General features: G+C 48.2%; 22 protein-coding genes. 7 read left to right on the top strand and 15 right to left on the bottom strand.

Annotation, left to right across the window (positions count from 1 at the left end; translation table 11 throughout):
• Positions 1–147 precede the first annotated feature (147 nt).
• Complete coding sequence (locus B160_RS0119745; protein ID WP_018629660.1) at positions 148–585, top strand: nucleoside deaminase; 438 nt, start codon at positions 148–150, stop codon at positions 583–585.
• A gap of 205 nt (positions 586–790) precedes the next feature.
• Complete coding sequence (locus B160_RS0119750; RefSeq protein ID WP_018629661.1) at positions 791–1,393, top strand: superoxide dismutase; 603 nt, start codon at positions 791–793, stop codon at positions 1,391–1,393.
• A gap of 301 nt (positions 1,394–1,694) precedes the next feature.
• Here the strand turns inward: B160_RS0119750 and B160_RS0119760 are convergent, their stop codons facing one another.
• Both B160_RS0119760 and B160_RS0119765 read right to left on the bottom strand, forming a co-directional pair.
• Complete coding sequence (locus B160_RS0119760; protein ID WP_018629663.1) at positions 1,695–3,005, bottom strand: Gfo/Idh/MocA family protein; 1,311 nt, start codon at positions 3,003–3,005, stop codon at positions 1,695–1,697.
• A 24-nt stretch (positions 3,006–3,029) separates the two neighbouring features.
• Complete coding sequence (locus tag B160_RS0119765; RefSeq protein ID WP_018629664.1) at positions 3,030–3,977, bottom strand: formylglycine-generating enzyme family protein; 948 nt, start codon at positions 3,975–3,977, stop codon at positions 3,030–3,032.
• Positions 3,978–4,109: 132 nt separating this feature from the next.
• Between B160_RS0119765 and B160_RS0119770 the strand changes: the two genes are divergently transcribed.
• Entirely contained in the window at positions 4,110–5,024 is a 915-nt protein-coding gene (locus B160_RS0119770; protein WP_018629665.1) for a hydroxypyruvate isomerase family protein, read from the top strand.
• Between the two features lie 51 nt (positions 5,025–5,075).
• Positions 5,076–5,903: an alpha/beta hydrolase gene (locus B160_RS0119775; protein ID WP_018629666.1), complete on the top strand. Its 828-nt coding sequence runs from the start codon at positions 5,076–5,078 to the stop codon at positions 5,901–5,903.
• Between the two features lie 6 nt (positions 5,904–5,909).
• On the opposite strand, the gene B160_RS0119780 is transcribed toward B160_RS0119775, so the two are convergent.
• The 4 genes from B160_RS0119780 to B160_RS0119795 all read right to left on the bottom strand — a co-directional run bounded on the left by B160_RS0119780 (position 5,910) and on the right by B160_RS0119795 (position 12,430).
• Positions 5,910–6,533, bottom strand: coding sequence for a GyrI-like domain-containing protein (locus tag B160_RS0119780; RefSeq protein WP_018629667.1), 624 nt, complete (start codon positions 6,531–6,533; stop codon positions 5,910–5,912).
• 270 nt (positions 6,534–6,803) lie between these two features.
• A complete protein-coding gene (locus tag B160_RS0119785) occupies positions 6,804–8,849 on the bottom strand; it encodes an OPT family oligopeptide transporter (protein ID WP_018629668.1) in 2,046 nt (681 codons plus the stop codon).
• Between the two features lie 109 nt (positions 8,850–8,958).
• Positions 8,959–10,602: a peptide MFS transporter gene (locus B160_RS0119790; protein WP_018629669.1), complete on the bottom strand. Its 1,644-nt coding sequence runs from the start codon at positions 10,600–10,602 to the stop codon at positions 8,959–8,961.
• A gap of 106 nt (positions 10,603–10,708) precedes the next feature.
• Positions 10,709–12,430 carry a peptide MFS transporter gene (locus B160_RS0119795; RefSeq protein ID WP_018629670.1) on the bottom strand — a complete coding sequence of 574 codons (1,722 nt, stop codon included), beginning with the start codon at positions 12,428–12,430 and terminating at the stop codon, positions 10,709–10,711.
• A gap of 109 nt (positions 12,431–12,539) precedes the next feature.
• Between B160_RS0119795 and purD the strand changes: the two genes are divergently transcribed.
• The gene (purD, locus tag B160_RS0119800) at positions 12,540–13,814 is read left to right on the top strand and encodes a phosphoribosylamine--glycine ligase (protein WP_026309886.1); all 1,275 of its coding nucleotides are present in this window, start codon (positions 12,540–12,542) and stop codon (positions 13,812–13,814) included.
• 162 nt (positions 13,815–13,976) lie between these two features.
• Here the strand turns inward: purD and B160_RS0119805 are convergent, their stop codons facing one another.
• From B160_RS0119805 to dusB, 8 genes are all read right to left on the bottom strand, one after another.
• Entirely contained in the window at positions 13,977–14,759 is a 783-nt protein-coding gene (locus B160_RS0119805) for a GLPGLI family protein (RefSeq protein WP_026309887.1), read from the bottom strand.
• Between the two features lie 6 nt (positions 14,760–14,765).
• Complete coding sequence (locus B160_RS0119810; RefSeq protein ID WP_018629673.1) at positions 14,766–17,501, bottom strand: TonB-dependent receptor; 2,736 nt, start codon at positions 17,499–17,501, stop codon at positions 14,766–14,768.
• Between the two features lie 86 nt (positions 17,502–17,587).
• Positions 17,588–17,800 (bottom strand): helix-turn-helix domain-containing protein, encoded by a 213-nt coding sequence (locus B160_RS0119815; RefSeq protein WP_026309888.1) that lies wholly within the window; start codon positions 17,798–17,800, stop codon positions 17,588–17,590.
• Between the two features lie 2 nt (positions 17,801–17,802).
• Positions 17,803–18,345, bottom strand: a complete 543-nt coding sequence (locus B160_RS0119820) for a hypothetical protein (RefSeq protein ID WP_018629675.1) — start codon at positions 18,343–18,345, stop codon at positions 17,803–17,805.
• A 28-nt stretch (positions 18,346–18,373) separates the two neighbouring features.
• Complete coding sequence (locus tag B160_RS0119825; RefSeq protein ID WP_018629676.1) at positions 18,374–18,988, bottom strand: DUF2975 domain-containing protein; 615 nt, start codon at positions 18,986–18,988, stop codon at positions 18,374–18,376.
• 26 nt (positions 18,989–19,014) lie between these two features.
• Positions 19,015–19,578: a hypothetical protein gene (locus tag B160_RS0119830; RefSeq protein ID WP_026309889.1), complete on the bottom strand. Its 564-nt coding sequence runs from the start codon at positions 19,576–19,578 to the stop codon at positions 19,015–19,017.
• 320 nt (positions 19,579–19,898) lie between these two features.
• Entirely contained in the window at positions 19,899–21,686 is a 1,788-nt protein-coding gene (locus tag B160_RS0119840; RefSeq protein ID WP_018629679.1) for a MutS-related protein, read from the bottom strand.
• Between the two features lie 76 nt (positions 21,687–21,762).
• Positions 21,763–22,803, bottom strand: a complete 1,041-nt coding sequence (dusB, locus tag B160_RS0119845) for a tRNA dihydrouridine synthase DusB (RefSeq protein ID WP_018629680.1) — start codon at positions 22,801–22,803, stop codon at positions 21,763–21,765.
• A 114-nt stretch (positions 22,804–22,917) separates the two neighbouring features.
• Here dusB and B160_RS0119850 point away from each other — a divergent pair, with 114 nt between their 5' ends.
• Complete coding sequence (locus B160_RS0119850; RefSeq protein ID WP_157558146.1) at positions 22,918–23,832, top strand: CPBP family intramembrane glutamic endopeptidase; 915 nt, start codon at positions 22,918–22,920, stop codon at positions 23,830–23,832.
• On the top strand, positions 23,822–24,685 hold the full coding sequence (locus tag B160_RS0119855) for a phosphatidate cytidylyltransferase (RefSeq protein ID WP_018629682.1): 864 nt from the start codon (positions 23,822–23,824) through the stop codon (positions 24,683–24,685). The genes B160_RS0119850 and B160_RS0119855 overlap by 11 nt, the downstream gene beginning before the upstream one ends.
• A gap of 28 nt (positions 24,686–24,713) precedes the next feature.
• On the opposite strand, the gene B160_RS0119860 is transcribed toward B160_RS0119855, so the two are convergent.
• Positions 24,714–26,036 carry a DUF58 domain-containing protein gene (locus B160_RS0119860; RefSeq protein ID WP_018629683.1) on the bottom strand — a complete coding sequence of 441 codons (1,323 nt, stop codon included), beginning with the start codon at positions 26,034–26,036 and terminating at the stop codon, positions 24,714–24,716.
• Positions 26,037–26,074: the final 38 nt, after the last annotated feature.

Raw genomic sequence — 26,074 nt, forward strand, 5'->3', positions numbered from 1 at the left:
TTATTTATAGCCTGCAGCCAGAAAACGAGGCCGCGGGTTTGTCTTCTTATATTTAAAAATACAAGGTAGGAAAAAATCAACGCTTTAGAGTATGGATTCCCGCATTCTCGTTTGTTATTTCTAATTTTATCGCTTCAAAGCAGATCAATGACGGATGAATATTTTATGCAGCAGGCGCTGAAAGAGGCGCAACGGGCATTTGAGGAAGACGAAATCCCCATCGGGGCTGTAGTGGTGCAGAATGATCGCATCATTGCACGGGGATATAATATGACGGAAAAACTGAACGATCCTACCGCACATGCAGAGATGATCGCGTTAACTTCTGCATTCAGTTTCCTCAATGCCAAATATCTGCCGGATGCCACGCTTTTTGTTACCGTAGAGCCCTGCGTCATGTGTGCCGGTGCACTTTACTGGAGCAAGCTCCGCCGCGTGGTATGGGGTGCTTCGGATATAAAGAATGGTTTTAGCCGCGTGAAGCCGGCAACCACCCCCTTTCATCCAAAAACAGAGATCGTTACCGGCGTGCTGGAAGAGAAGTGTGCGGCCCTCATGAAAGCTTTTTTTAAAAATAAACGATAAAAGGCCTTCGGAGCAAAGAGATCGTGCCTGATAACAGTTTATTGTTTAAACCATACCTTCAATTTTTTGTTATGATGATGAGTGCCTGGAGCACATGGCTGAATTTTTGCGGTACAACCGTATGAATGGCAGCAAGAATGGTTTAACTTTGAAGCCATTACCATTATCTGGTATTATTATTTACTAATTAAAAAAATAAAGAATCATGGCATTTACACTACCGGCCCTTCCTTATGCGCCCGATGCACTGGAACCGAACATTGACAAGCAAACAATGGAAATTCATCACGGAAAGCATCACCAGGCTTACGTGGACAATTTAAATAAAGCTATTGACGGAACAGAACACGCGAACAAGTCGCTTGAAGAATTGGTAAAAAATGCCGGTACCATTTCACCGGCAGTGCGCAACAATGGCGGCGGCCATTGGAACCATTCCTTTTTTTGGGAGATCCTGGGCCCGGATGGCGGAGCTCCATCCGGAAAACTGGCAGATGCGATCAATGAAACTTTCGGCTCGCTGGACGGACTGAAGGAAAAGCTGAATACAGCCGGTGCCACACGTTTTGGAAGCGGATGGGCATGGCTGATCGTAAAAGACGGTAAACTGGAAGTGACTTCTACTCCCAACCAGGATAATCCGCTGATGGATGTAGCAGAAGTAAAAGGCACACCGGTCCTGGGTGTGGATGTTTGGGAACACGCTTACTACCTGAAATACCAGAACAAGCGGCCCGACTATTTAAAAGCTTTCTGGAATGCGATCAACTGGAAGAAAGTAGAGGAGCATTATAATGCTGCAGTATAGCAGCTGCCGATAAGAAGATTAAGGCCGCTTCCCCCGGGAAGCGGTTTTTTTTGTTCTGAAACAATAACAAAAGACAGCAACAACATACCCGGGTCAACGTTGTTCCTTCCATAGCTGCCGGAGGCGGATGGAGGCCGCGCTAAGGGCTGGTCGCAATCTGCGGTCATCCGGAAGCGGATCCCGGATCTTTTGCTGCTCAGAGTTCTCTAAATGCCGAACCGCCTGCCAGCCGGCGGGCGGTTCGTATGACGGTAAAGAATGTTACAATAACATTGTTTATCCCATTGCTTTTAAGCAAGGATTAAAAGTATTTGGTTTTTCCCGGTGTGGCAATCGGATAAAATCCGTCTGCGTCCGGAACCACAGGAGGTGTGGCGTCAAAGCTGTACTCTTTGGGCATGATATCAATACCGGAATTTAAGGCCTTATCCCACTCAATCACCTGGCCGCTATAGGTTGCCAAACGCCCGATGATGGCCGTAAGCGTGCTTTTAGCTCCGTATTCCGCGTTGTTAAATTTATGCTGCCCGCTGGCGATAGCAGCAAAAAGCTCGTCGTGCTCCGTCTGGTATGGGTTCCGTTCGTTCTTCTTATCAAAAGCGTACAGCACTTTACCCGCACGGTCTTTGATCACCGCCTGGTCGCAGTAAATGGAGCCCTTGGTGCCTACCAGCAGTTCGTCTACCTTACTCATGGTTCCGGGAATATGGCGGCACTGGCTATTCAGGATAGAACCATCTGCATAGTGGAACTCTACATAGTGGTGATCGTAGATCTCTCCGTATTGCTTGCCGGTGCGGACCTGGCGGCCGCCCATACCCTGCGCTTTAACCGGGTAAGCGTTCTTGAACCAGTTCATTACATCGATATTGTGGATATGCTGCTCATTGATATGATCTCCACAGAGCCAGTTGAAATAATACCAATTGCGCATCTGGTATTCCATTTCTGTTTGCTGGGGCTGCCTTTGTTTTACCCAAACCCCCGCATTGTTCCACCAAACCTGTCCGGAAATGATCTCACCGATCAGGTCCTTCCGCTCAAACAGGGCACGGTAAGAATCCTGATAGCGGCGCTGCAATCCAACGACGACGTTCAGTTTTTTTTGTTTGGCGATCTCCGCAGCATCCAGTACTTTTTTAATGCCGGCCGGGTCGGTTGCCATAGGTTTTTCAGTAAAAATATGTTTGTTCTGTTTTACCGCTTCTTCAAAATGGATGGGGCGGAATCCCGGAGGGGTGGTCAGGATCACTACATCTGCAAGGGCCATGGCCTTTTTATAGGCATCAAAGCCGGTGAACTTATTGCTTTCGGGCACATCAATTTTGCCTTTCAGTGCGGCCATCTCTTCGGAAGTAATGGTTTTATAGCATCCATCCAGGCGATCCTTAAAGGCGTCTGCCATGGCAACCAGCTTTACATTCTGTTTTGTAGACAAGGCTTGTGTTACGGCGCCGGTTCCCCGGCCTCCGCATCCGATCAGGGCTATTTTGATCTCTCCTTTAGCACCGGAGAAAAAGTTTACATTGCCTATTGCGGGAGCTGCAAGCAGCCCTCCGGCAATGAGAGAACCGTTTTTTACAAAATCTCTTCTTGTTGTTTTGTGATTCATGATATGGTATTTAATCGCCAGAAATTATAAGATATATGTTGAAAAAAATTTTTCAATTTCTTCAGGGCTGGGCTGCTTGGCCGGACGTACGATCCGGAATCCCACAAAGGGTGCATCGGCATTCCACCACTTGCTTTTGGGGATCTGCGGGTCGCGCCGGTTCCAAACCAGGTCGGATTCGGTCCGGTTAGAACTACGCAGGGATGCGGCATCATCTTTATAATTGCCACCTCTTACAATGCGCGGGTTCCGCGATTTAGGCAGGCGTACCGGATTGGCGGCCTGTTTTCCCAAGGTTTTATAGTAATCGGCCTGGTACTGGTCCAGCACCCACTCAGCCACGTTCCCGTAGATATCGTAAAGGCCCCAGGGATTTGGTTTTTTCAGCCCTACCTTTTGATACCGGTCTTCGCTGTTTTTTGCATACCAGGCATACTGGTCCAATTGCTTTGCATCGGAGCCAAAGAAGTAAGGACCGGCTGAGCCGGCGCGGGCGGCATATTCCCATTCGGCTTCTGTAGGCAAACGGTAAAATACCCCGGTTTTTGTATAAAGCCATTTACAATACATAACAGCGGCGCGCTGCTGCATGCTGTTGGCGGGGAACCCGCCTTCTTTTCCCATTCCCAATGTAAGATCAATATAAGGAGGTGTGGGTCTCGTAACGGCATCGGCGTCTACATTTTGCCCAAGACTTTCATCATTTTGAAAAAGCGCATATTCGTCAAATGTTACCTCGTGTGTACCCATATAAAAGGCATCGAGTTTGACCGTAACCTGGGGTTTTTCATCGGCGTCTCCGGAACTGCTTCCCATTTTAAAGGATCCGGCGGGAATGGGGACCATCGTGAATTTTACAGATGATCCGGGAATGTCTTGTTCATATTTTTGAAAATCGTTGTCTTTTTTTTCCTGGGCTCCGAGAATGCCAACCGGAGAGCAAAGCAATACTGCTGCGATCAATTTTTTCATCGTTCCGAAGTTAAGTAAATTTTCAGTTTAATAATGAATCGGGGTCAAAATATCATAAATTGAAAATAATTTCCAAATCTTTTTTATAACTACTAAAGTTTCCTATTTTTAGTTCGAAAAAAAATTGCCACAATGAATCGAAGAAATTTCGTAAAAAACAACCTGTTAACGGTGAGCGCACTGGGTTTGGGAACGGGTTTATGGGCCCGGCCCAACAAGGCTGTAAAGGCCGACAAGACCTTTAATATGGACTATGCGCCTCATGATGGTATGTTCAGCAACAGCGCCGGTAAGGATTTTATCGACCAGATAAAGTATATGTATGACAAGGGGTTCCGTTCCATTGAAGACAATGGTATGGCAGGAAGAACGCCTGAAATGCAGTCGAAGATCGGGGAAACGCTGGCCAAATTAAACATGCGGATGGGGGTTTTTGTGGTGCCGAAGGGTGGAAATGGCGCCAATACACTGGCCGCAAATAAAAAGGAGCACCTGGATATCTTTCTGGACGGTTGTAAAAAATCAGTGGAAGTGGCAAAGCGTTGCAATGCCAAATGGGTAACGGTGGTGCCAGGCGATTTTCAGCGCAACCTGCCCGTTGAGGTACAGACCGCCAACGTGATCGATGCCTTGCGAAAAGGGGCGGAGATCTTTGAACCGAATGGGATTGTGATGGTGCTGGAGCCGTTAAGCGACACACCGGACCTGTTCCTGCGCACTTCTGCCCAAACCTACGAGATATGCCGGGGGGTGAACAGTCCCTCCTGTAAGATCCTGTACGACATCTACCACATGCAGAAAAATGAGGGCAATCTTATCAAAAATATGGACCTTACCTGGAGCGAGATCGCCTATATCCAGATAGGGGACAATCCCGGCAGAAAGGAACCGACAACCGGGGAGATCAATTATAAGAATGTATTTAAGTGGCTTCATGAGAAAGGGTATAAGGGTGTTCTAGGAATGGAGCACGGCATTTCACAACCCGGCAAAGCAGGTGAAGACCGGCTGATTGCGGCATACCGGGAGAGCGATGCTTTTATGTAGCGGTGGAACATCCCGGATTGCGACGGAAGTGGCCACTCTAAAATGAATAAAATGCGCAAACCTGTTTTCCTGCTATTGCTTTTTTTGAATGTTGCCTGCCTGAACGCCGCTACTGTTGATACGGTGAGTATTTACAGTAAGGCAATGAAAAAAAGCTCAGATTGTGTGGTCATCCTGCCACGGAACTATTCAAAGGGAGAACGTTTTCCGGTGGTGTACCTGTTGCATGGTTATGATGGCTGGTATGCTAACTGGATCATCCGTGTGCCGGAACTGAAAGCACATGCTGATCGCTACAAGCTGTTGATTGTATGTCCGGATGGCAGTAAGGATAGCTGGTACTTTAATAGCAGGCTGAACCCGGCCGTGCAGTACGAAACCTATATTGGCACAGAAGTACCTGCTTATATCGACATGCATTATAAAACACGCAAAAGCCGCTTTGGAAGGGCCATAACCGGCCTGAGCATGGGTGGCCATGGAGGTATGTTCCTGGGGCTGCGCCATGCAGAAACTTTTGGTGCCTGCGGCAGTATGAGCGGTGGGGTGGATATAAAGCCGTTCGCGAAAAAATGGGGTATTAAAACATGGATCGGTGACCCGGATGCCACCGGATTTGACTGGAAAGAGATTACCGTGGCGGATGCCATTGAAAAATATCCGCGTGATTCGGTAGCCATCATTTTTGATTGCGGAGCGGATGATTTTTTTTACGAAACAAACAGCGCGCTTCATGAAAAAATGGTGCGATTGAAAATCCCGCACACCTATATAGCGCGTCCGGGTGGACATGACTGGAGCTATTGGAAGAATGCCATCAAATACCAGCTGCTGTTCTTCAGCGATTTTTTCAATAAAATGAATGTGCCCGGCAATTGAGAGCGGCTATTTTACGGGCTCTCTTAAGATCGTTTTCAGTTTCTCCGGAGCTGTTTTATTAAAGTCTGATAAATAGATCTCGTGGTGCTTTCCATTCCGTATAAGGCTCCGATCGTTCATGAATACACTGATCTTTTCCAATGACTCCGGTTCTGTGGCAAAGGGCCCCTGGTGCAGCAATTGCACACAAAGACCTTCTTTCATTTTGAACAATTCGAGGTACTGAACTTCGATGATCCGCTTTTTCAGGAGGATTGTTTCCTGGGCCGACTGTACTTTCGTCTTTGTGATAAAATCGGGCATCCGTATCAGGAGGCGGTATTCCCATTCGCTCCGGGGAATCTTCTGTGGTGCTTCGGCAGCGGAATCCGCAAGGAACCGGCTTTCATCAAACCACCACAATCCCTCCAGCTTCGATACCACAAAGTCGTTGCCATTGTTTTTTGATGCAAACTTGAGTGTATATGCTGTGCTATACAGGGCCTCAATATTTTTTTTGAAGGATTCGCCTGAAGGATCGCCCTTGCCGGTGATGGACAGGAAATGGGCGGCTTCGATGGTTACCAGCGCCGGTTCCGGCTTTGCCGTGAAATAGTGCCGGTATTTCTTTGTAAGATCCAGTTTTTCCATAATTCCATGTTTTAATGCTACAAAGAAAATGCGGGGTAGTGACAGCTATATGTCAGCGGGCGCATAATATTTTTATTTTTCGTACCCAATACGCGGGTAGGCACAGATCTGTTTTCTGATCCCTGGGTTTTTTTTCTGTGTCGTTCAATGGCCTTTGTAAAAAGGACGGTCTTAAAAGTATGATCCATCCTGTCAGCGGGAAATGCCGGACATAAAAAAGGTCGCCCACATTTTAAAACGGGGTGACCTTTTGAAATGTACAGATCTGTTTTATTCTTTGTTTTTGGAAAGGCCCACCCGGTAAAGGACAAAGGCCATTGTTGCGAAAGCCAGCGTTCCCAATATGTAATAGCCGCCTTCACCCAATGCAGTGGTTAACCCGTGTTCGGCGTTGACTGTTTTTAATGCTGCTGCCGGCCCGTCGAATCCGGACAAAATAGCGATGATGACACCGGCAACCGCACCGCCGGCAACCAGACCTGTGGCAAAGAGGTTGCCACGGCCCAATTCCTCTTCTTCGGGATTTGCGGCTTTGCCCGCTTTTTTATCAACGGCTCCGCGGATCAGCCCTCCAATAAAAATGGGAAGCGTGGTGGAGAGCGGCAGATAAGCGCCCACCGCAAAACTTAATGATTTCACCCCGCAAAGCTCCAGTACAATGGCAATAAACACACCTACCAGTACAAACTGCCAGTCGAGGTTGAAGGATAGGATCCCCCTTGCCAGTGTTGCCATGAGGGTGCCCTGGGGCGCCGGATAGAATTCTGATCCGATCGCATGCTGGGTAACGCCTTTAGCTACCATATCTGCTGTGGGCTTGTCGAGGAAATTCACCGTAAGGCCGATCACAATAGAAGAAACGATTACCCCTACAAATAACGCCAGCTGCTGGTATTTGGGGGTAGCGCCTACAATATAGCCGGTTTTCAGATCCTGGGAAGTGGCCCCGGCATTGGCGGCCGCAATACAGATCAACCCGCCTACTACCAGCGCCATGGGCTCATACGCTTTTCCGCTCCAGCCCACCGCAATGAAAATCAGACAGGTGCCCATTAATGTGGCGATGGTCATCCCGCTGATGGGGTTGTTAGAGGAGCCGATAAGCCCAACGATACGGGAAGATACCGTTACAAAGAAGGCGCCGAAGATCACCACCAGGATGCCGATCAGCAATTTTTGTAAAACGGTTTGCCCCGGGATCTGCGGCAACAGGGCGATCAACACTACCAGTCCCAGGCTGCCCAGCGCCACCACTTTCATGCTCAGGTCGCGCTCGGTTCTTTTTACCGAAGATGGATCGGTCTTGGCACCGCCTTTTATGGAGCCCAAACTTCCCTTAAAAGAAGCGATGATCGTTGGTATGGTCTTGACCAGCGTAATAAAGCCGCCTGCGGCCACTGCACCCGCGCCGATCTGCCGGATGTACGCATAGTACACGGCCGAAGAAAAGTCTTCAAAGGTCTTAGCAACCGGATCCCAGCCCCCTTTGCCACCGGCTGTCCCGAGATCTGCCAGGTAACCCAATTTCACCAACTGGGCGGCGATGAGCTCGGGCGCTACTACCGAGGACAGGAGCGGGATCAATACCAGCCAGGCCAGTACACCCCCTGCTACCAGCACGCCCGCAATCCTGGGCCCGATGATATAACCGACGCCCAGGTATTCGGGGGTGATCTCTCCGCTTACTTTTGCAGAAGGGAAAAACTTATTGGTTTGTTTGGTAACAAATGTGGGCGTTTCCGCAATCACATGAATGATCTTTTGCAATACGGCATAAACAAAAGCAAAGCCCAGGCCCCAGAAAGCGGTCTTGGCAAAGTTCCCCCCTTTTTCCCCGGCTTTCAATACATCGGCACAGGCCGTACCTTCCGGATATGGTAAGGTTTTGTGCTCGTTTACGATCAACGATTTCCGGAGCGGGATCATCATCAGGGTACCGAGGATGCCCCCAATGATCGCCAGAGTAAGGATGGTCATATAATTAAAAAAGTGCTCCCCGCTGCCGTCGCTCAAAAACAAGAATCCCGGCAGGGTAAACACGACACCTGCTGCGATACTTTCCCCCGCGGAACCGGTGGTTTGTATGATGTTATTTTCAAGGATCGTGGTCTTTAAAAATTTCCGGCCCAGGGTAATGGCGATTACGGCAATTGGTATAGAGGCCGATACGGTAAGCCCTGCCTTTAATGCCAGGTACACGGTGGCGGCACCAAAAATGATCCCGAAGGCTGCGCCGGTAAGTACTGATTTTAACGTGAACTCGGCCATGCGTGCCTCGTCCGGAACGAAAGGTTTTAATGAAGTTTTTTCAGACATACGAAATTTTATAATTTATTATTTATTGTTCCCGGTAGGTTATAGATCCGGATTTTGGCGGATGGTACTTGTTGCGCCGCGCCTGTAAAACCGGTTTTCTGATTATTTTTTATGCCACTCCTTTTTCTTTCATCACCCGGTTCAGCCATTTCAGAATCGCAAAAAAGAACAGCGCCGCACCAAAAAGGAGCACAAAATTCAGCCAAAAGTAGTTCGCTTTATTGGTGTATGCATCCCATTTACTGGAAAGGATGCCACTGAGTTTATTTCCTATGGAGATGGCCAGGAACCAGCCGCCCATCATTAAGGACGTGATGCGCAACGGGCTTAACTTGGACACCAGCGATAACCCCATCGGGCTTAAAAAAAGCTCGCCAATGGTAATGATCCCGTAGCTGGCTACGAGCCACCAGATGCTTACTTTATCCGAACCGTTGCTGCCGGCTTTTACAGCAAAGACCATTACCAGCACCGATAACGCCGATATGAGCAGACCCATAGCGATCTTGGTGGGTGTGGAGGGCTCCTTTCTCCTTTTGCGAAGCCATGTAAAAAGAGCCAGCAGCAGGGGAGTGAGGACAATGACCCAGAAGGGATTGATGGATTGGGACAGGGAAGGCACCCAGGCCTGCACCTGGTCACCTTCGTTCAGCGGCGTTTCCCGGAGGTTCATGTTTTTAAAATAAGAGGGATAATCCAGCCCCTTTACTTCGGCGCCGTTTTCTTTTATCTTCCGGAACTGGTTGTCGAGCAAGGTAACGGAATCTTTTTGGTACGAAATGCTTTCGGTGAGCTTCAATGAGCTCAGGATCTTTCCCTGCGTGCCCGTTACATGGCGCTCGGTGTACCGGCTGGCCCAGGTGTTAAGGGCGGAGCCGTTTTGTTTAAAAATAGCCCAGAACAGGATAACCACGGCAAAAATGGATAGTAATGCTGCCATTGGGCGGCGTTCGTCTTTTGGGCTTCTGAGCAGAAGGGCCACAAAAAATACGCCTACGGGAAAGCAGGCGAAAATAAAAGCATCGGTACTGCTGCTGTCAAAAAGCGCGCCGTCTACTCCTTTTATAAAGTAGCCAATGCCTCCAAAAACAATGGCAGGCAGCACCACCATGCTGAGTATCTTTGCCATCGACATATCGCCCTCTTTCAGCGGCTTGCGGGTATCAAAAGACCGGAAGTGCCGGCGGCCAATAATAAAGATGAGCACCCCAAGGAACATGCCTACGCCAGCGGCTATAAAGGCGGCGCCCCAGCCGATGGTGGTGAACAGAACTGCTCCGAAAAAATTACAAATGAAGGCCCCCAGGTTGATGCCCATGTAAAATATATTGTAGCCCTCATCTTTTTTGTCCACGTGCTCCGGGGTGGAATATACATTGCCCAGCAGTGTGGAGATATTGGGTTTAAAAAGTCCGTTCCCCACAATGACCAGGGCCATGGCCAGGTACAGCATGGGGATGGAGCGCACGCTCATGAGGCAGTAGCCCACGCCCATCAGCAGCCCGCCTGCAATAATGGAATTGTAATACCCCGTTTTGCGGTCGGCCAGCAGCCCCCCGAGGAACGGGGTAAAGTAGATCAGCGCAATGAAGGTTCCGTACAGGGAGGCCGATTCTTTTTCGTCCATACCAAATCCCCCTGCCGTGTCTTTAAGATAAAAAGTAAAAATACCCAGCAGCAGATAGAAGCCAAACCGCTCCCACATCTCACTAAAAAATAAAAAAGGCAGGGCCCGGGGATGTCTTTTCCACATGACAGATTTGTTTCAGGGGCGAAAGATAACAAATGATCGTTTATGAAAAGAAAAAATCACGCAACAAAATCCGATGCGTGATTTTTTAATATGGGTTGCTTAAAAATTATGCAGAGCCGGTCCGGTCCTTTACAATGGCATTCAGTGATTTTATCCGGGCAAAGATCCAGATGCCGCCGATAAATCCGGCAATGGCGATGATCAGGAAGAAGATCTTCTTGTCGGTAAAGTGATCCCACTGGCTGGCCATTACCCCGGCCACTTTACCACCCAGTGAGGTGGAGAGGAACCAGCCTCCCATCATCAATGCCGTAAGCCGCGGCGGAGAAAGCTTGGATACGAACGACAAGCCGATGGGGCTTAACAATATTTCGCTGATCGTAAAGACAAAATAGGTGATGAACAGCCAATAACCCGCAGTTTTATTGGTATAAACGGAAGGCACGGACATCACAGCGAATACCATGGCCAGGGCAGAGAGACCGGAGATGAACAGGGCCAGCCCGAATTTTGCAGAAGTGGTGGGTTCCCGTCGTCGCTTGCGCAGCCATATCAGCAGCCCCACCAGTATGGGTGTCAGCACTACAATAAAGAAAGGATTGATGGACTGGAACAGCTCGGTGTTGGCCAGCCGTTCTGTTTTCCCGTTGGGCCACTCGGAACGGGGCACATTATTATAATAAGGATCGGGTCCCTGTACCTGCACCACTCTTGTTGCCGAATCGACCAGATTGCCGTTTGCCAGCAACCAGTCTTTTCCTTTTACTGCATGGATGGCGGTGCTGGTATCGGTTACCGAAACCAGGCGGGCGTCTACCTTATCTGTTTGCCGCAGCGAGTCGGTCACTTTTTCGAGAAAACCCAGTTTGCCGGCGATCTGCTCTGTGGTGCCGCTTACCTTACGGTCCGTGTACGTTTGGGCCCAAATGGTGAGCCCGGTAGAGTTTTGATTATAAATCGTCCAGAAAATGATCGATATCGCAAAGATGAACAGGAGGGCGCCGATCGAACGCTTGTCGGAGCCCGTTGCCTTACGCCAGATATTTACATAGAAGACCACTACCGGTACGCAGGCGAACATGAAGGCGTCGTTAGAGTCTGAACCAAACAGGTTACCGGGGATCACCCACCCGATCACTGCCGCAATAACAGCCGGGAGAAATACATAGAGCAGGATTTTGGACATCGGCATGTCTTCTTTTTCCAGGGGCTTTTTGATATCACCTTCTTTTACGTGCTTTAGCTGGGTTGCCAGCCAGATCAGGCCCAGGATCAGCCCTACACCTGCTGCAGCAAAAGCATAGCCCCATCCGTAGGTATTACGCAGATAGGCTGCGGCAAAATTGCAGAACAGCGCTCCGATGTTCACGCCCATGTAAAAAATATTGTAGGCATTGTCCTTTAATGGCTTCAGCTCTTCGCGGTTATATATATTGCCCAGGATGGTCGAGATATTGGGTTTAAAAAAGCCATTTCCCACACAGATCAGGCCCAGTGAAACAAACATGGCGGTATCACCGGGAATGGCCAGCCCGATGTACCCGGCCGCCAGCAGAATGCCTCCTATAAAGATTGATTTGATATAGCCCAGGTACCGGTCGGCCAGCAGGCCTCCGATGAAGGGAGTCAGGTAAACCAGGGCGATGAAGGTACCCACAATATCGGCGCCTGTTTTGTTGTCAAACCCCTTCCCGCCGGTCTTATTGTCCGTAAGATAAAGAAAAAGGATCCCAACCATTAAATAGTATCCGAAACGTTCCCACATTTCGGTAATGAATAACACAAACAGTGAGCGATGATGTTTCGCTTTCGCGGGTATCTGATCCATAGTTTCTATTTAAAAATTACCGGGTCAAAGTACAGAAAAAATGCGAATTGCATTATTTTTTCATTTTATAGCTATCTTTCCGCCCTTAATATTGATCAAAAGCAAAAAAATGAAAATACTGGTCTTAGGAAGCGGCGGACGGGAGCATGCTTTGGCCTGGAACATGCAGCAGCGCGGACATCATGAACTGTTTATAGCACCGGGAAATCCGGGAACGGCAGGCCTGGGAACCAATGTGCCCATTGGGGTCAATGATTTTGAAGCGATTGGTGGTTTTTGCCGGGAAAAGCAGATCGAAATGGTGGTGGTGGGGCCTGAAGAGCCGCTGGTTAAAGGGATCTGGGACTTTTTTCAGGCGGAGCCCGCTTTGAAAGAGATCCTGTTTATCGGACCTTCCCGGTTTGGCGCCCAGCTGGAAGGCAGCAAGGCATTTGCCAAAGCATTTATGGAGCGCCAAAGCATTCCAACAGCCGGCTACCGTGAGTTTACCGAGGCTAATTTTACGGAAGGGATCCGGTACCTGGAAAGCCATCCGCTGCCGGTTGTATTAAAAGCCGATGGACTGGCTGCCGGAAAGGGGGTGGTGATCTGTCAGACGAACGAACAGGCGGTGGCCGAGTTTGAGGCCATGATCCAGGAGGCTAAATTTGGTGAAGCCAGCCGGAAGGTGGTGGTTGAGGAGTTTTTGTCGGGGATCGAAATGAGCGTGTTCCTGGTAACAGATGGAAAAGAATATGTAGTGTTGCCCCAGGCAAAGGATTATAAACGCATCGGAGAGAAGGATTCCGGTCTCAATACCGGCGGAATGGGAGCGGTAAGCCCTGTGCCATTTGCAGATGCGGCTTTTATGCAAAAAGTGACCGACCGGATCATCAGGCCTACGGTTGACGGATTTTATAAAGAAAAGATCCACTATACGGGGTTTGTTTTTATTGGATTGATCAAAGTGGACGACGATCCATATGTGATCGAATACAATTGCCGTATGGGCGATCCCGAAACCGAAGTGGTAATGCCCCGGCTGAAAAATGATATTGCAGCTATTTGCAGGGCCGCTGCCGAGCACCGGCTTTCTGAAATCCGCGTGGAGGAAGATCCGCGCACTGCCGTAACAGTGATGGCAGTGAGCGGCGGATACCCGGGCGATTATGAGAAGGGATTTAAGATAATGGGGCTCGACCAGCCGCTGGACGATGCGATCCTTTTTCAGGCCGGTACCAAAGTGAGCGATGGCCACATCGTTACCAGCGGCGGGCGGGTACTTTGTGCAACAGCCTACGGCAATACGGTTTCAGAAGCAGTGAGCCGGTCAAAAGCGATCCTGGAGCAGGTACATTTTGATGATATGTACTACCGGAGAGATATCGGGTATGAGTTTTCCTGAAAGCGCTGAAATAAAAGAGGGAATGAATGTATAAGATTTGTGATAATTGTGTAACCATAAAATTTTAAAATTTGATTTTAAGATTTCATGGTTAGGATATCAGGGGTCATTATCGTCAGCGGGAGCATTTGGCGATACCGACCTGTGTGGCTCGTATAAATGCTATAGATCCATAAAGAACTGCACCCAGGCAGAAGTAAGCCCAAACTGTTTCAGCAACTTGGCTGTGGTAGCATTGAATTCTTTGTTATTCACCAGGGTACTTTTTCCCTGCTCCGGTAGTTTCCATTGGGCAGGCGCCGTATCCATTCCCGTAACCGTTTTGGCAAAGATGGTAATATGCTGGTGTGGAATGGCAATACCCAGGATCATACCGGGTAAACCGTTAAAGGACTCGGGTCCGCCTTTGGTCAGGATCTCATCGGTGTAAAAAGCCACTACGTAGATCGAATCAAAGAACAGCGCGTTGGCCCGGTGGCACTGATAACCGGCGATCTCGCGGGTTTCATCGGTGAGCTTCCACCGGATATTTTTAATAGAGTCTTTAATGAAGAAGGATTTTTCAAATGCCTGCTTTACGGTTTGTACCTCTTTTGTTTCAAAGTTGCTAAATACCTTGTTTTTGTAAGCAACGGGGATGGCAAATGTTTTTGAAAATTCTATATCAGGGTTCCCTGGCTGATACAAACTATGGGTCTTATCGAAATACAACTCGAAGCTGTCTGTCCAGAACTGTGGGGCCGTGCTGCGGTACCGCTGTATGGCGGTGGCCAACTGGTCTTCCGGTACCTGTTTGGTCTCTTTCAGAAAGATCTGCATGGCCGCAAAGGTATTTACCTTTCGTTCAAAAGTGATCTTGCCGCTATTAACGAATGCAGCGTACTGTGCCTGTACCGCTCCTGACACCATTATCGTCCATACTAAAACTAAATAGATCCGTTTCATGAAGGGTTATTGCTTAAGGTTATTAAATTTTGTAAAGCTCCAGGTGGCACCCAGCATAAAAAAGCGCCGGATGGTCGTGTAACGGTTTTCTGAAAAAAGAGTGTTGCTGGCGGTACGCGTATAACCGTTGTTCTCATTCAGGATATCGTTACAGGATATTTTGATGGTCAGTTGATCATTTTTTAGGAAGTGGCGGCCGATCCAGGCATTCCAGATAGCCCTGTTGAAGTTATCACTGAAGGCCCTGGTTTTTTGCTGCCAGAAATAATTGAGATCGGTATGCAGCTGAAACTTTTTAAGGAAGTAGATGTCCGCAGCAGGGTTAAGGGTGTAGAAGAAATAGTTGTTGGTTTGCTCCGGCTGCAGGGAAGAGGTATTGCGGGTATAACCACCGGTCGCATTGAGATAGAACGAATGTTTCTCGGGCTTTTCTTTTCCTGCCCCGAGGCTCAGCGTATAAGTGTTGTAATTGAGCTCGTTGATTGTTTGATCGATCTGGCTGAATGATTTCCCGCCGTTGATCCCTCCATATAGCCCGGCCCGCACCTCCCATTTTTTTATCATCCGGCCATAGTACATATAGCCGTTATAATTGAGGTTGTTATAACCGGCCATATTATCATAGCGGTAGGTATAGGCGCCGGTTGTTTTGTCCACAGCGGAAGAAATGGTAATGGGGTCGGAGGTGATGTTAAAGCTGCCATTGGCGCCCCAGTATACCATTGCCAATCCTTTTGAAGCATAGTAGTTGCCGGAGAATTTGTTGCTGAAACTGTTTTTAAGATCCGGATTGGAGAGCCAGGTAACCAGCTGGCTGTTATTATAATTGTAGGGCATAAGCTGGGTACGTTCCGGATTGTCGCTGTTACCGGTATAGCTGATGCGCAGGCTTTTAAACTGGGTTATATTGTACTGAAGGCTGGCATTGGGGTTCCAGTTTAAATAGTTTTTTGTTAATTCCCGCTGCGTAAACAGATCGTTAATATTGAAGTTTACTTTTTTTAACTTGTTCCCGATATTAAGCGTTATTTTTTTGAAATGATAATTGAGCGCCGCACCACCTTCGTTTGTCCAGATGCTGGTGTTGATTACGGAGCTGAATGCTGTATCCGCTGTTCTGGCTTCCGGGTTTTTAGCAAGGTTATAAGACCGCTTATCATCCGTTACCTCATTGTTGTATAAAGTATAGTTAAGGATTAATGACCATTTCTTTGAAAGCGGCTCCGTGTAAATGCTCCGGAAATTCGAACTGCGGCTTTTATCATTCATTTCCCGTTTGAGGTGCAGCAGGGCGCTGCTGTCCGGTGTTTGCGCATCGCTGTAAAACCTGCTTTCGGAACTGTTCTCGCCGGTGGAGGCATCATCAAAAATATTGTTGTCTAAATAAAAGGAAATCGTTCTGCCGTATTTTTTTAGCTTTTTCTCCCAGGATAAATTAAGGTTATAACTGTTATAATCGTATTTGCCGGATGAGGAGGAGCGGTTATCATTTAATAGACTGCCGTCTCCTTTGCTGCTTTTTGAAGTGCTTTGGCGGTTATTTTCACTGTTGTAAAGAGTGCCATCTGAATAGATGGTCACTGTGGAGGTCGTGTCAAATTTATGAATGTATTTTGCATTAGCCTTATGATTACTGCTGCTGTTTTCAAAGTGATTGTCCGCATTGCTCAGGATCAAACCGGTAGGCAGGTTGTTCTGGGAGACGGTGTTCTCGTTTCCCGCTACATTGGTGATATTAAAGGTATAATTGCCGTTGATACTATTTTTGTCCTCCTGCCATTTTTTATCGTAGTGTGCTCCTCCGGAGGTTACTTTGGGCAGGCCTTTTCCGGAATAAGTACCGTTACCCTCCTCATCACTGCCGATCTTTTGCTTGTCTGCTGAACCCAGTCCTGTCCGGCCGATATTGCTGGTGGTACCATAGACCGCCATTTTCCTTTTGCCTTTAAAGGCGTTCAGCATTCCCTGCGCGTTATAGTGCTGGTCCGTACCCGCACCGGCTTCCGCCTTGCCAAAAACACCATGGTTTTTATCTTCCTTGATTTTCAGGTTGATCGTTTTATCTTTTATCCCGTCCTCGATACCGGTAAATGCCGCGGCATCGGATTTTTTATCATATACCTGTACTTTATCGATCATATCGGCCCTCAGGTTCCGGGTAACCAACGTGGGGTCATCACCAAAAAACTCTTCACCGTCCACCAGCACCTTTTTTACTTTTTGCCCCTGAGCGGTAATGTTGCCGTATTGGTCTACCTGGAGCCCCGGAAGTTGTCTGAGTAATTCTTCTACAGTAGCATTGGGCTGCACCCGGAAGCTGTCTGCCGTATATTCGGTCGTATCTCCTTTTATTTTTATAGCGCCTACCTGGGATTTAACAAGCACTTCTTCTAAAAGCTTTTCTTTAAGGATCATCGATACCCTGTTCATGTTGAACAGGTGGTCCTTTGCCTCCTGCATGGAAACCCGGTGGGCATAATCGGCGTATTTCGGATAGCTGAAAAACAGGATATAGGAAGCCGTATCGCTGATGTTTTGAAAACGGAACCGGCCTTCTTTGTCAGCCCGGGTATCGGCCACAATAAAGGAGTCCCTGGCCTGAAGCAGTACCACGGAAGCGTTGGCCAGCCGGGTATCGGCACTGCTGTCGATGACAATACCGGTAACGGTGGTCTTTTGGCCATAGGTTTGGATGTAAAGGAAAAGGGAAAGCAGCACAAATCCCAGGTATCTTTTTATCATTGAAGGTCAATTTTATTTAAGCTCATGTGTTAGTCGTCTGTAGCCGGAAAAAGTTACAAATATTTTTAAAGAAAGGATCATTTTTTTTAATCCTGCTCTCTTTGATACTCCAGGATATCGCCAGGCTGGCAGTCCAGCGCGTTGCAGATGGCTTCCAGCGTTTCAATGCGAATGGCCCTGGCTTTTCCGTTTTTTAAGATGGAAAGGTTGGAGAGGGTGATGCCTACTTTTTCACTCAATTCATTGAGCGACATTTTGCGTCGTGCCATCATGACATCTAAATTGATAATTATGGGCATTCTTATACGGTTAATTCGTTTTCGGTTTGGATGTCAATTCCTTTTTTTACGATCTGCGCAATTACAAAAAGGATTACGCTCATAAAAAGCCATACATCGGCACCGCCCAGGTGTAAGGCCTGTATATCGGGCATTTTGATGCCTTTTTGCGTCAGCCATTGACTGTATTCGCCGCCGGAGCTGGAAAAGAGGCCGATCAGCAGGGCGATGCATGCGCTGCTCAGGATAAAACGCCGCACAACATTATCAAAAGGCCTGGACAGGGTCAGCTTTTTATTGTGCAGCACTTTTATGATCCCATAAAATAACCATGCTTTCAATACAGATACAATGCCCATGATCAGGCTGATGACAAAAAAGTCCCTGTGGTTATTCGTTACAAAAAGTTCCCGCAGATCGACCTGCTGCCAAAGATACGGTACAACCCCCGGCTTGAACAGTACAAAGAAGGAATTGACGATGAAACCGCCGGCTTCAATACACAGCCCTACAAATATGATCCATGAAATAATGATCAGGATCCACAATACGATATTCTTTTTCATTTTTAAGAAGTTTTATAATAAATCGCTATTAAATGGTCAATTGCTGTTCATTCTGTAACTGCACTCCCCGTGCATATACAAAGGTGATCACGAAAATGATCAGACCGGTAATGAGGTCATTGCCGAAATTTATTTCAAGCCGGAAATGCATCGTAGGAAATGCCTGATCCAGGATAGCGCGCGTTACAAAGTAATCGAGGATGCCCACCAGTTCATTGGCAATAAATACCAATGCCAGGAGCCGGAGATACCGGATGATCTTTGTATGAAAAGGGCTGGCCTTACCGATCGTTTTCAGGATGCGCAGCAACAATCCTAGTATGGCCAGGCTTATAAACAGGTACATGCCCCGGATGAAAATGAGATAGTAACCGGCCGGCGTATTGGGATAGGGCTTAAAAAGATAACTGTTGATCTGTCGATAAAAGCCGGTATGCTTTTCATTGATGATGGTTGTGTTTGTAGTTTTATCGCTGAAAGAACGCACAGACATGGCATTTACAGGATTGATATCTTTATCAATCTTAAAGCCGGATAACTCCATGGCAGATAGTACAAAGAACAAAACAATGAGCAGCAGCAGCAGATAAAAGCCAATGCGGACAATGATTCTTAGAATCTTAACGGTTGTCTGTATTTTCATCTTTTTGAAATTTTAGTTGTTGATAATTACTGTGACCCGCTAACGAGGATCAGTATCTGTTTGTATGTCGGGTCATATTTGAAGAATACCTCTTTGCTTTTTCGGGTTCCCGGTTTATGCTGCGTGTAATCAAAAGCATTGATATAGGCTTGTTTATTTTTGACATAATACTTTACAATACCATGCTTGTCATCCGTGCCGGCCAGGTCCCAATATGGCAACGCAAAAAAATAATCCGGATTTTTGCCATTATTTTCATATCCCCTGGAGCTGCTGATCTCTGCGTCGGTGTAAAGAAATCCACGGACTGCCTGACCAAAAGGACCACCCATATCTCTCCGGAACTTGCCGTTTCTTAATGCATGCGCTCTGTCAAGACTGTCTTGTTGCTTCCGGCAAATGTCACAGCTTGTTTTTTCCGCCTGAACGGGGGTCATATTAGGAATTCGGGATACCGTATCTGACATTACAATTTTGTCAACAGTATGACTTCTGGTCAACCCAAGGGGAATGAACATATACAGGGCCATGAAACTGATGATGGCCATCATCAGAATATTGACTATAGTATCCGCTTTTAATTTTTTCATCAGCAAAAGTTTTTGCAATACTAAATTGTATTTATCATATTACAAAATAAATTTATTGTAAATCGATAAATTTATTTTGTAAATCGAGTTGTTTCAACGCCGGTGTAAGACCGGCTGCGCTTTTGAAGGCAGCTATCAATAACGGTTCGGGAGTGGGAACGGCAGTCTGATCCGGGGCCACGATATATTTTGAGCCCGTCCCGTAATCATATAACGGTGGAATGTCATCCGCCGGAGATCGGGTGGCAATGCGCATCACAGGGTCTGCGATGAACAAAGGGGCTTGTAAAGAAAATGTTGGGAGGGGAGCGAACCTTCTATTACTGATCGATCACCCCCAGTTTTTTCATGAGGTAAGACGCACTGAGCTTGGTGCAGACCCCGTCTTTCAATTTGTAATCGAAGAGCAGCTCATCATTGACGATCTCCGATTCAAAGGCTTTATTGGAAATATAACCGGGGTAATCCCGTATCAGGTCGGCCACTACTACATCGTGCGTGGCAATGATGCCGAAGGTGTCAAAACCCGCCATTTTCCGGATCAGGCCGATGGTACCGTTCCGCTTATCGTTGCTATTGGTGCCGCGCAGGATCTCGTCCAGGATCACAAATGTGTTGTTCCCCTTTTCGAGATGCTGTACAATGGTTTGCAGCCGTTTTAATTCGGCATAGAAGAAGGATTCGCTTTCCTGCAGCGAATCGGTGATACGCATACTCACGTATACGTCAAAAGGGTAGAACAAAAAATGGGAGGCAGTTACGGCGGCCCCGCTCCGGGCCAGCACCAGGTTCATTCCTACAGTGCGTAAAAAGGTGCTTTTGCCACTCATATTGGAACCGGTAAGGATGATGAATTTTTGCTGATGAAACGATACGTTATTGCAGACCCTTTTTTCAGCGCGGATCAGCGGGTGTCCCAGTGCTGTTGCCTGGAGATCGGGTGTGGCGCTGATCTCCGGAAAACAGTTCTCCGGGTTGTTGAATGAAAAATTTCCCAGGCTGCTCAGCGCTTCAAACCGGCCGATGACCTCGAGCCAGCTGGCAATATGATCACCATGCTTTTTTTTCCATATGCCCAACCGGTACAGGATGTGAACGTGGAACAGCAGGAGCCCGTTCAGCAGAATGCTGACCACCAGGTTCACGATCGATTCAAGGTATTCAAAAAGGGAGGCAAGCTGATGCAGTTGCCGGGATGCAGCCGGCGCATCCTGCTTTAATTGCTGCTGGTAAGTCTGCAGCAGCGGTGTGTGGAATTGCTGCTCTTCGATCCGCCGCAGCTGATCCTTGTAAGCCGCCAGTATTTTATTTACAGAGGTAGAAACCGTTAGCTGGGCCGCAATTTTTTTTCCGAATGAAAAGGCGATGAACAGATTCACTACAAAACTGATATAAATGATCCGGAACACTTCATTGCTGTCGGATACAAACAGGTAATATAATAAACTGCAGATAGTGACCAGTGGAAACAGCATCAGTAAGACATACAGTGGCTTGCTGATGGCGGTTTTGGCAGAACCTACCCAGTCCATCAGCTGCTTCAGTTCCTTCTCCCTGTTTTCCTGCAGGCTGCCACTGGCGTATAGTTGCTGACGGAAATCGTTCATCGCGACCAGCTCCTTTATTGCTTCCTGCCGTTGAAGAATGGTTGCCGTATCCGGATCCAGCAGCAGGCGTGCCAGCTCCTCCCTTCCAAAGGAAGTGCTGCAGCGGTTCAGGTGCGCATAGAGGCCGCCTTCGCCGAACAGGTCCAGGTCATAAGAATAAGGATGATGGGGGTCCTCATATGCTTTGCCGTTGGGGTAGGGCGACCGGTTTGTTTCCAGGAAGGCGATCTCTTCTGCATTGTATTTGGCCAATGCCTTGTAGTAGGCTGTTTTTTGCTGCAGGCGGTCATACCATTTTACTACTACCAGGAAGGCAATAAAAAAAACAACGGCGGTTACAATGGTCAGGGCGCTTCCCGTTTGAGTGGAACGGTAAGCGAGGTAAATAAAGAATACAAATAATGCCAGGCGTGCCAGGCTCAGGGAGTTGGACTGCCCGGATAGGCGGGCGGCTTTAGCAGTATATTGAGCAAGTAGTTGTTTGTAGAGCTGTTGTTGCATTTTTGTTCATAGTTAATGGCCCATTGTTTATGGTTCATGGATGGCTATGAACCATGTCCCATTTACCATGAACGCTTTAATTTACCGGGCATTTTTCATGATAATTGACCAGCTCGATGGGGGTGGCTTCCATTTCAAGGCCGGAATATTTTTCAATGATCTCGTCCAGTACTTCACGAACGGCGGACTCTTCAACAAGCCGCACCAGTTTACTCCGGTATTCTTTTATATTGGGTAATCCTTTCAGGTAGTTGGCGTAGTGGCGGCGCATTTCATTGATGCCAACAATGGGGCCCTTCCATTCCACGCTTTTTTGCAGGTGTTTGCGCACTACGTTTACCCGCTCTTCCACTGTAGGGGGGGGCAGCAAAGCACCGGTCTGAACAAAATGCTTTATTTCCCGGAAGATCCAGGGGTAGCCGATGGCGGCCCGGCCGATCATGATCCCGTCCACGCCATAGCGGTTCTTATATTCCAGCGCTTTTTGCGGGCTGTCGATATCGCCGTTACCAAAAATGGGAATATGGATGCGGGGGTTGTTCTTTACTTTACCGATCAGCGTCCAGTCGGCCTCGCCCTTGTACATCTGGCAGCGGGTACGGCCGTGGATGGCCAGCGCTTTGATCCCTACGTCCTGCAGGCGTTCGGCTACCTCTTCTATGTTCAGCATGCTGTCATCCCAGCCTAACCTGGTTTTTACGGTTACCGGCAGGGAAGTGGATTTTACCACCGCGTCGGTGAGGCGCACCATCAGGTCAATATCTTTCAGCACACCTGCCCCTGCCCCTTTCAGCGCTACTTTTTTTACCGGGCATCCAAAGTTAATGTCCAGCAGGTCGGGTTGGGTCACTTCCACGATCTTTGCTGCAAGGGCAAGGCTGTCTTCATCGCCGCCAAAGATCTGGATACCGACGGGGCGTTCATAATCAAAAATATCCAGTTTCCTGCGGCTTTTGATCGCATCACGGATCAATCCCTCGCTACTGATGAACTCTGTGTACATGAGGTCGGCCCCGTTGTCCTTGCATACGGCACGGAAGGGCGGATCGCTTACATCCTCCATGGGAGCAAGCAAAAGCGGAAAATCCGGCAGTGATATATTTCCTATGTTTACCATTTTTTGAGTTATCAGCATTCAGCTGTCAGCGAATAGCTAAGAGCTGAATGCGTTCAGCTTGCGGAAATCAACTATTTTTGAGCCCGCAAAGGTACGATTTATTTTTTTGATGTTATGATGACCGATCCTTATAAGAAAGATATATCCTATACAGCCGGTTTTTTTATGCTGATCGCTTTTGGAGTGGGAGGGATGTTCCTGGTGGCCGCCATCGGGGGGGTGGCCTGGAAACTGATGACGGGACAAGACCTGGCAGAACTGGCCAATGCTGTTGGAAACCCCGCTTATCTAAAGGAAATGCAGCTGCTGCAAACTGTGCAGGCGTTATTTGGTTTTTTGGTGCCTACGATCGTAACAGCCTCGTTTTTAAGCCAGAAACCGTTTCGACTGGTCGGTTTTAGTCAAAAACCGCCAGGCAGACAGGTAGTGCTTAGTATTGCGATCATTCTTTGCGGTTTGGGGGTAAGCGCCGGGCTGGGCTATCTCAGCTACCAGTTGCCGCTGCCACAGACACTGAAGGCGATCTTTGATAAATGGGAAAAAGTATATGCGGCACAGGCTGCAGGCCTGGTCAGTTTTAAAAGCATACCGGACCTGCTGCTTTCCATTATGGTGCTGGCGCTGGTGCCGGCAGTTTGTGAGGAAGCGTTTTTCCGGGGTGGGCTGCAGAATTTTATGTACCGGAGCAACGGGAAATTATGGTTGTCAGTAGGGGTAGTAAGCCTGATCTTCAGCCTGGTGCATATGTCGGGATACGGTTTTCTTTCCCGGTTTGCCCTTGGCGTGATCCTGGGGCTGATCTACCAGTTGTCGGGGAATCTCTGGCTGAGCATCGGGGCGCATTTTATCAATAATGCCCTGGCCGTGGTGGTCATGTACACCCAGGTGCAGGCCGGAAAAACGATTACAGAAGCAATGAATGACAAGAGTGGCAGTTATATCGGTCTTATTGCTGTTCCGGTGGTAGCAGTGCTTTTTGTATTAATGAACAAGCGGATACAACAAACAAAACCGGCTGATGGCGTTTAACTGGAAAACATTCTGGACAAGGGCTTTTACCGCGCTGATCTTCGTGGCGGTAATGATGGCCGGATTGCTGTATAATGAATGGAGCTTTTTGATCTTGATCAGCCTGATCCATTTTGGCTGCTGGCGGGAGTATCTGAAGCTGATCGAAAAGATTTTCGGGGCCTCCTTCCACCCCTATACGAAACTCGGTTTCTGTCTGACCGGTTATCATTTGCTGTTGCTTTGTTGCGGATCCCTGCAATGGTCGGGTTACACGCTTGCATCCAGTTTTTCGTTGCCGTTCCTGCTGGCAGGGCTCGTATTGCTGGTCATTGGCATATTTCAGCAACGGATCCATTTAAAGGCGCTGGGAGCGGGGGCACTGGGCCTTGTGTATATTTCACTAAGCTGGGCCCTGTTGTTATTGCTGCGGTATTCAACCGGGATCGATATTATGAAGGAGGCCACCCGAAGCGCATTGTCCGGGTTCTTTATTCCTGTTTTGCTGATCGTGGCCATATGGATCAATGATACCTGTGCCTATCTTGTAGGGTCCATGATCGGGATAACACCTTTTTCGAAGATTTCTCCCAAAAAAACAATTGAGGGCACCATCGGTGGGGCGCTGCTTTGTATAGCGGCCATTACGCTTGTGCTGCAATACTGGTTCCAATGGCCGGTATTGTTGGGTATTTCCCTGATTGCTGCTGTTGCCGGTACGGCCGGTGACCTGCTGGAGTCAAAGCTGAAGCGGGTGGCGGGCGTAAAAGACAGCGGCAGCATTATGCCGGGGCATGGCGGTTTTATGGATCGTTTTGATTCCCTGCTGGTGGCCATTCCGTTCGCCTGGCTGTTTTTGATATTTTTTAAATAAGTAAGACCGGCGGTAACAAAGCCGTGACTTAGATCCGCGCGCGGTTCTTGAGCTCCAGGTATTTGTTAATGGTGTTAACCGTCAGTTGCTGAGGTGTGGTAAGGATACCCAGGATCCCGTTCTGCTGCAGCTCTTTGACCATCTGCCGCTTTTCGAATGCAAATTTTTCGGCAATGGTCTTGACATACACTTCTTCCAGATTGGTTGCCCGGGATTCGATCAATCCTTTTATAGCGGTGTTCTCAAAGATCACGACCAGCAATAAATGGTAGTGGGCCATCTTTTTCAATGCAGGCATCTCGCGCTGCAGGCTTTCCATCGATTCAAAATTGGTGAACAAGACCAGCAGGCTGCGGCCATTGATCTTATTGCGGGTTACGGTGTACAGCTTTTCATAATCGGCCTCCAGGAACCGTGTTTCCTGCTTATACAGTGTTTCCAGGATCAGGTTCATCTGGCCGGGACGTTTGTCTGCCGGAATAAAACTGTCCTGGTTTTCGGCAAAGGTGATCAGGCCGGCTTTATCCTGCTTTACCAGGGAAATATTGGAGAGCACCAACGAGGTATTAATGGCGTAATCCAGCAGGGTCATGCCTTCAAAGGGCATTTTCATCACGCGTCCTTTATTGACGATGCAGAATACCTGTTGGCTTCTTTCATCCGTATAGTTATTGACCATGATACTGCCTTTGCGACCGGTGGCCTTCCAGTTGATCGTACGGTAGTCGTCGCCACGTACATATTCTTTTATGTGCTCAAATTCCATACTGTGCCCCAACCGGGGTGAACGCTTTACTCCCGCTTCCCGTAACCGGTTGCTGATGGCCAGTAACTGAAAACGGCGCATCTGTACATAGGAGGGATACACTTTGGTGGTTTTTTGCGCAGCAATGCTAAACTTCCGGGTTACCAGCCGCAAGGGAGCTGTAACGAATACATGGATGTTGTGAAAAACATATTCTCCGCGGGTGAGGGGTTTTACAGAATAATAAAGGTCTGTGCCCTGGTTGCCGGCGAGCGCTGCTTTCCGGACCCAGTTCCGCTCCTGGAACTGGACCGGCAGTTCATCAATAACGGAAAGGTTGACGGGGTAGGAGTAATTGTTGAACAGGTGCAGGGTGATCCTGTTTTCATCGCCGATGCTCAGGCGATCCGGGGTAGTGCGCGTGGCGATGATCCCCTTGCTCTTCCCATAGACGAGTAAGGCATCGGCGAGCACTGCAATGGATAGCAGCGCCAGAAGCAGGGCCGCTATGGTATAGAGCGCCGGATGAAAATAACTGGCAATGAACAGCAGGGCGATGGCGCCGCCGGTGTAATAAACGATCTTATTGAGGTAAAAGGATTGCAAGGATCAGTGTTAAGATCTGGGAATTGGAATTTGAGATT

The organism is Niabella aurantiaca DSM 17617, from assembly GCF_000374125.1.
Lineage (GTDB): Bacteria > Bacteroidota > Bacteroidia > Chitinophagales > Chitinophagaceae > Niabella > Niabella aurantiaca.